Annotated in this window: 10 protein-coding genes; 7 read left to right on the plus strand and 3 right to left on the minus strand. The window is 60.2% G+C overall.

All coding sequences use genetic code 11. The features are described from left to right. The 7 genes from AC1D1X_RS13150 to AC1D1X_RS13180 all read left to right on the plus strand — a co-directional run. Positions 1 to 811: MATE family efflux transporter (locus tag AC1D1X_RS13150; RefSeq protein ID WP_477698426.1), on the plus strand; the 811-nt coding region annotated here is incomplete at its 5' end. Positions 812 to 839: 28 nt separating this feature from the next. Next, the gene (locus AC1D1X_RS13155; RefSeq protein WP_477670800.1) at positions 840 to 1,940 is read left to right on the plus strand and encodes an acyltransferase family protein; all 1,101 of its coding nucleotides are present in this window, start codon (positions 840 to 842) and stop codon (positions 1,938 to 1,940) included. Continuing rightward, positions 1,937 to 2,395: a putative immunity protein gene (locus tag AC1D1X_RS13160; RefSeq protein ID WP_477670801.1), complete on the plus strand. Its 459-nt coding sequence runs from the start codon at positions 1,937 to 1,939 to the stop codon at positions 2,393 to 2,395. Before AC1D1X_RS13155 ends, AC1D1X_RS13160 begins: the two co-directional genes overlap by 4 nt. 103 nt (positions 2,396 to 2,498) lie before the next feature. Continuing rightward, positions 2,499 to 3,167 carry a LysE family translocator gene (locus tag AC1D1X_RS13165; RefSeq protein ID WP_477670802.1) on the plus strand — a complete coding sequence of 223 codons (669 nt, stop codon included), beginning with the start codon at positions 2,499 to 2,501 and terminating at the stop codon, positions 3,165 to 3,167. A 12-nt stretch (positions 3,168 to 3,179) separates the two neighbouring features. Next, positions 3,180 to 3,824: a glutathione S-transferase gene (locus AC1D1X_RS13170; protein ID WP_477670803.1), complete on the plus strand. Its 645-nt coding sequence runs from the start codon at positions 3,180 to 3,182 to the stop codon at positions 3,822 to 3,824. Positions 3,825 to 3,835: 11 nt separating this feature from the next. Then, on the plus strand, positions 3,836 to 4,456 hold the full coding sequence (locus AC1D1X_RS13175; protein WP_477670804.1) for an HAD-IA family hydrolase: 621 nt from the start codon (positions 3,836 to 3,838) through the stop codon (positions 4,454 to 4,456). 78 nt (positions 4,457 to 4,534) lie between these two features. Next, positions 4,535 to 4,801, plus strand: a complete 267-nt coding sequence (locus tag AC1D1X_RS13180) for a hypothetical protein (RefSeq protein ID WP_477670805.1) — start codon at positions 4,535 to 4,537, stop codon at positions 4,799 to 4,801. Between the two features lie 217 nt (positions 4,802 to 5,018). Here the strand turns inward: AC1D1X_RS13180 and AC1D1X_RS13185 are convergent, their stop codons facing one another. The 3 genes from AC1D1X_RS13185 to AC1D1X_RS13195 all read right to left on the minus strand — a co-directional run bounded on the left by AC1D1X_RS13185 (position 5,019) and on the right by AC1D1X_RS13195 (position 6,278). Next, the gene (locus tag AC1D1X_RS13185) at positions 5,019 to 5,432 is read right to left on the minus strand and encodes a DUF4279 domain-containing protein (protein WP_477670806.1); all 414 of its coding nucleotides are present in this window, start codon (positions 5,430 to 5,432) and stop codon (positions 5,019 to 5,021) included. Between the two features lie 105 nt (positions 5,433 to 5,537). After that, entirely contained in the window at positions 5,538 to 6,074 is a 537-nt protein-coding gene (locus AC1D1X_RS13190; RefSeq protein ID WP_477698427.1) for a hypothetical protein, read from the minus strand. A gap of 69 nt (positions 6,075 to 6,143) precedes the next feature. Then, complete coding sequence (locus AC1D1X_RS13195) at positions 6,144 to 6,278, minus strand: UBP-type zinc finger domain-containing protein (RefSeq protein WP_477698428.1); 135 nt, start codon at positions 6,276 to 6,278, stop codon at positions 6,144 to 6,146. Positions 6,279 to 6,281: the final 3 nt, after the last annotated feature.

The following is a 6,281-nucleotide window of genomic DNA, read 5'->3' on the forward strand; positions in this document are numbered from 1 at the left end:
CCGCGGCTGGTTCGGCCTGCCGCAGCTGGGGGTGGCCAGCGGTGCAGTGGCTTCGGTGCTGTCGATGGTGACGGCCACGGCCTGGCTGGCCTTCAGGCTGCGGCGCATCCACAGTCCCTTGGCACCTGATGCGGAATTTGTACGCCACATGCGCATCAACGGCCCCATCCTCAAAACCGTGCTCAAGATCGGCGTGCCTACCGGCGTGCAGATGATTGTCATTGCGCTGGCTGAAGTCGCCCTGCTCTCGCTGGTCAACAGCTATGGCTCCAACGCCACAGCGGCCTACGGCGCCGTCAACCAGGTGGTGGCGTATGTGCAGTTCCCGGCGATTTCGATTGCCATCACCGCTTCCATCCTGGGCRCGCAGGCGATCGGCGCGGGCCGCACCGACAAGCTGGGCACCATCGTGCGCACCGGTTTGCTGATGAACCTGGTGCTGACCGGCTCACTCGTGCTGCTGGGCTATTTGTTCTCGCGCCACCTGATGGGCTTTTTCATCACCAGCGAACCGGTGATTGAGGTGGCACAAACGCTGCTGCACATCATGCTATGGAGCAGCGTCATCTTTGGCATGGCCACGGTGCTCTCGGGCATCATGCGCGCCAGCGGCTCGGTACTGGTGCCCACCGGCATCGCCATCTTCTGCATCGCGCTGGTGGAGGTGCCCGTCGCCTGGTTCATGAGCCACCGCATCGGCATCAACGGCATCTGGGTGGCCTATCCGGTCACCTTCATCGCCATGCTGGGTCTGCAGACGGCTTATTACCGGCTGGTCTGGAAGAAAAAATCGATCAGGCGCCTGGTCTGAGGCCGTCATTTTCGGATTGATCCACACCATGACACACACGCACCGCAACGCCACCGTCGACATCGCCAGGGGCATCGGAATCATCCTGGTGGTGCTTGGCCACAACAGCCTGGTACTGGAAAACAAGGGCGAACTTTTCCGGGTGATTTACGCGTTTCACCTGCCGCTGTTCTTTTTCCTCTCCGGCCTGTTCCTGAAAGATTCCGATTCCTTGCGCAAGTTTGCGCTGTCGCGGGCCGACGCGCTTCTCAAGCCCTACTTTGTCGTGCTGGCGCTGGTCGGCATCCTGATGGCGCTTGACCCTGGCATGGTTCCTACCGCCGACACAAGCGCCTCTGATTATTTTTTCGGCGTCCTGTATGCCACCGCGCCCACCATTGCGTGGGCACCGCTCTGGTTTTTGCCGCACCTCTTTGTCGCGTCGGTGGCGGCCATGGCCATCCTGCGCGCCACCAGGGCCGCCAAACGCCGCGCACGCTGGGTTTTTCTGGCCGCCTCGATGCTGCTGGCCGCGGGCATCCGCTGGGTTGGGAGCTTCTGGCAAATCGACACGGCCAGCCTGCATTTCATGGGCCTTGCCCGCTGGCCGGGGTTGCCCTGGAGCCTTGATCTGACCTTCATCAGCTCGGCCTGCCTGCTGCTCGGGTTTCTGCTGCGCGAACAGGTCATGGCCGTGAAATTCAACGCCATCAGGCTGCTTGCCGCGGCCATTGCCTTTGCGGCGCTGCACTACCACTTCAACGAGACCATGGACCTGAATCTGCGCATCTACGGCGAGCCGCTCATCGCGACACTGCAGGCCGCGCTGGGCATTTATATGGTGCTTTGCATCTCTGCACTGCTGGCGCGGTATCCGCGGCTGCAGCGCCCATTGACCTACATCGGCTCCGGCAGCCTGCTCATCCTGGTGTTTCATCCCGTCGCGCAGGGGCGGGCCTTCCTGCTGCTTTCCCGCTTCAGCCACAACGACTACCTCGTTGGAGCGGCAAGCCTGGCTGCGGGTGTCGCGTTGCCGCTGCTCGTGCTGGAAATTGCGAAACGCCAGCAATACCTGGCGGCCCTGCTCTTGCCCCGAAAATTCAGTCCGGCAGTCCCGCAAAATACCCGCACCTCGAAACAATTGCCATGAACCACGAGCTCTCGCGCCTGGCGGCCAGCATCCATCTTGATGAACCGGGTCAGGAAGCCTTCCGGCTGGCCTTTGGCCTGGCGTGTGCCAGCCGCGTGCAGCATTTGCTGGAAGACCCCAGGGCCGTTGATTGCCTGGCACAGCTTCAGGCTTTCGTTGACGGCAAACTGGAAAGGCCCGCCCTGGCGCAGGCGGCGCAGGAAGTCGCCGCGGTGGCCAACAGCCACAGAGGATCCAATTCCATTGACGGTGCGGCCCACGCAGCCGTCTCTGCCACCTACGCCGTGGCCAATGCACTGGCTGGCCGGGCCCTGGATGCGGCCGGCTACGCGGCTTATGCCGCCGTCTATGGCTACGGCGGCTACGCGGTCAACGACCCGTCGGCTTTTGAAGGGGAGTTCGCGTGGCAGGTCGAAAAATTCCGGGAACTGGCCCCGACCTTCCCGGCGCGCTGAGGCGGCCGGCTTGGGGACGCCACATCCGGTGCCCGCACAAGGCCTGCGCGTATGCCGCTTGCGCGGTATAAACGTCAGGTCTTCCTATATTCCCTTCGCATTCATGACCACTCTTTTCATCTCCGCTTTCCTGCTCGGGCTATTGTTCAATGCCGCGCCGGGTGCTGTTTTTGCCGAAACGGTGCGCCAGGGCGTGCGCGGCGGTTTCCGGCCTGCCCTGGCGGTACAAATCGGCTCACTGGCCGGCGACGCGCTGTGGGCCCTGCTCGGGCTGGTCGGGATCGGGCTGCTGCTTCAGCTGGAGTGGATTCGCTGGCCCGTCGGTATCGCCGGGGCGCTGTATCTCTTTTGGCTTGCGCGCGACTCATGGCTTTGCGCCAGCCAGGAATTCGCTTTAACGGACCCGGCAACGGCCGAACCCCAAAAGGCCATGCGCGCAGGGGTTCTCCTGTCCATCACCAACCCACAAAACATTGCCTACTGGGCCGCGCTCGGCAGCGCCTTGGGCGCCGTGGGAATCCATGAACCCACGGCCACCGACTACGGCATCTTTTTTGTGGGCTTCATGGTGTCGTCGGTGGTATGGGCTTTCTTCTGCGCGGCAGTGGTTGACAGGATCTTTCGCCGCGCCGGCATGCGGTGGGCCAAGGTCACTTACAAACTCTGCGCCGCCGCTTTTCTGGCGCTGGCCATTGGCTCGGTGCGCGACCTCATGGTCCAGTCGCCGCCTCTTCCTCATAAAGACAAATCCGTCGTGACCGGTAAACCCTGAACAGGAACTGCCATGCAACTCATAGGAATGCTCGACTCGCCCTACGTTCGCCGCGTAGCCATTTCCCTGCAACTCCTCGGCCTGCGCTTTGAACATCAATCGGTCTCGGTCTTCAGCACCTTTGAGAAATTCCGGCAGATCAACCCGGTTGTCAAAGCGCCCTCACTTGTGTGTGACGACGGCACGGTGCTCATGGACTCCACCCTGATCATCGACTACGCCGAGGCGCTGGCCGTGCAGCAGGCGCCGCCCAGAAGCCTGATGCCGGCGGCCATTGCCGAACGCCAGCAGGCACTGCGCGTGATTGGCCTGGCCATGGCCGCCTGTGAAAAAAGCGTGCAGATCATCTATGAGCGCAACCTGCGCCCCGCTGAAAAGCTGCACCAGCCCTGGGTGTCTCGTGTGACGGGCCAGTTGCTGGCGGCCTATGGTGAACTGGAATCAGAACTTCGGCGCAAACCGCTGGCGGCGACCAGCGGCACCATGGGCCAGGACGGCGTGACCACGGGCATCACATGGCACTTCACGCAGGCCATGATTCCAGAGGTAGTGAACGCGGCTGACTACCCAGCCCTGTGTGAGTTCTCTGCCCGGGCTGAACAGTTGCCTGAATTCCTGGCTGCGCCGCACAGCGACAAGACCTACAAAAACCCATAAAACCCAGCAACATGCAAACCACCAAAGTCCAGGCACTGCTGTTCGATCTAGGCGGCGTGTTGATCGATGTTGATTTCAACCGCGTGCTTGAGCACTGGCAGCCAATCTCCCGGCTATCGCTCGAAGAGCTGAAAGCCACCTTCAGCGCCGATCTGCCCTACCAGCAGCATGAGCGCGGCGAAATCACGGCGGCGCATTACTTCGCCCATCTGGCCGAGGCCTTGCAGCTTCAAGACAATCCGGCACACATCACCGCAGGCTGGAACGCCATTTTCGGCGACGAGATCACCGAGACGCTCGACCTGGTGCAGGAAGCGCGTAACCATCTCCCGTGCTATGTTTTTTCCAACACCAACGCCACACATCAGGCGGTATGGACCGCGCTTTACCCCCGCCTGGCGCAGTCATTCGAGCGAATTTTTGTGTCGTCCGAGATCGGTTACCGCAAGCCTGAGCGCCGCTCTTTTGAATACGTCGCTGACGCGATGGGCGTTCCGCTCAACGCCATCCTGTTCTTTGACGACCACCCCGACAACGTCGAAGGCGCCAGGGCCGCCGGGCTTCAGGCGGTTCAGGTGCGGGGGCCGGCGGATGTCAGGGTTGCGCTTGAGGGGATAGGTTGCGTGAGGTAAGGTAACGTCTGCCACGGGCCGGCTCTTTGCGCCCTCACAGCAGTAGACTCGCCAGCCATCGGCAGCTACGATGGCTGCATGGCCACCGAATCCGATCCCAACCCTGGCGCCACTCCGGAACTTTCCGAAGAAAAGGTCAATGAGGCCAGGAACGCCTGGTGCCGGGCCTATGTGCATGTATGGGCTGACCTCTCAAAAGGCGTTTACGACAAGGACGCGATTGAAAAAGCAGCCGACGAGCATTGGCAGCGCAGCCCGAAATCAAGCCCGGTGATGGTGGCCTCGACGGAGTTCACCAAGACCACCAAGGCGGCGCCCCCGCCCGCTGCTATTCCGAGCAATTAAAGTCGTAAACATACCGATCTGCATGCGGCTTGGTGAACGCGAAGCAAAGACACCAGCAACCGGTTAGGACTGGTCACGCTGCGGCTGACGGAAATTGGCAGACAGAGAGTATTTTTTTACGGCCTCACGTGAAGATGACCGGACCACAACAACTTGCGGCGAAGCCGCCTTCTGATGTTGTGGGTACGTGTCGATTGTCATGTTAGTCAGTTGGCGATCACGATTGCTCATAAAGCCAGATGCTAAGTGAGACATTCAGTTCGCCAAGTGACGCGAGTACATCAGGCGCGATACAAAGCGACAACGAGCCTTGCTCTGCCCGGCAGTCCAGATAAGGCGAGTAACCCTCACACCGCAGGCTGCTTAGCGCCGCAGACCTCGGCTGAAGGAGTCCAATCCACTTGGCCAACTGCTGCTCCACCGTGAGATCTTCGCCAGCCTCTGGTAGATCCAGTTTCCACAGACCAACCGGCGACGCGGATCCCGCTCTAACGCCCGTCGTTGTGCACTCACCAAGCCTCACAGCTTCCGATGGATCCAACCCGAGCCGATTTGTCACGACGTCGGGATCAACGTTCTCGCGACAAAAAACCAACTGAGTAATGTTGCTCGAAGGACCAGGTGCGCGCATTTTTTTCTGCTGCCTAACGTAAAAATGACCGGACCATCACCCTTTGCGGCGGAGCCGCCTCCTGCTGTTGTGGGTCCGCGTCGATTGACATGTTATGCAGGGCATTCACAGGCTGCACATCATGGACACAACGATCGAGTGATCAAACTTACTACCAGCAGTGTCGTCAAATGGACTCTCCGATATATCAATCAACACCCGCGTGAGCTTGGGATTGAACCGCTTCATGTACTCGCGAACGCGCTCTGCCCGCGTTCCAATGAGTTGATAATCTCGCCGAGRAAGCGACATAGGGGCAACCGAGTATTCGATGCGTACCCAAGACTTTGCGGCCCAGTCCGGCCCGCACTTCGCCACCATTTCCTCGGCTGCATGGTCGAGCGCCGACCTTTGTTCGTTTGAGATCGAAACAGTCGATTTTTCGAACACCAGTCGCGCTCCCGCAGTTCCCGCAGGGGGCGGTGTGCTGTTCGCCCAAGCATGCGACAGCAGAAATGAGCTCGAGAGGACGATCGCGGAAATGAGCGCGACGTCGCGCACCGTATAACGTAATTTATACCGCATATGGGTGCAATATAAGGTGGCAAATCCACCCACAAAACCAGCTTCCATTGCCCGCTCCATATGACCTTCCTGCTCCATTAAATATACCTGTCGCAGCGCTCATTAGAACTCTTGTTTACGACTTTAGCTACGCGAAATAGCTGCACCCTAGCCCACCTGCAGCTCGTGCTCATAACACCACATCCAGCTTTCCCCCGGCTCAAACGACTGGATCACCGCGTGCCCCGTCGCTGCATGGTGTTTACTGGCATGCTGGTTTTTTGAATCGTCGCAACAGCCGATATG

It is taken from the genome of Polaromonas sp. P1_G4 (genome assembly GCF_056405475.1).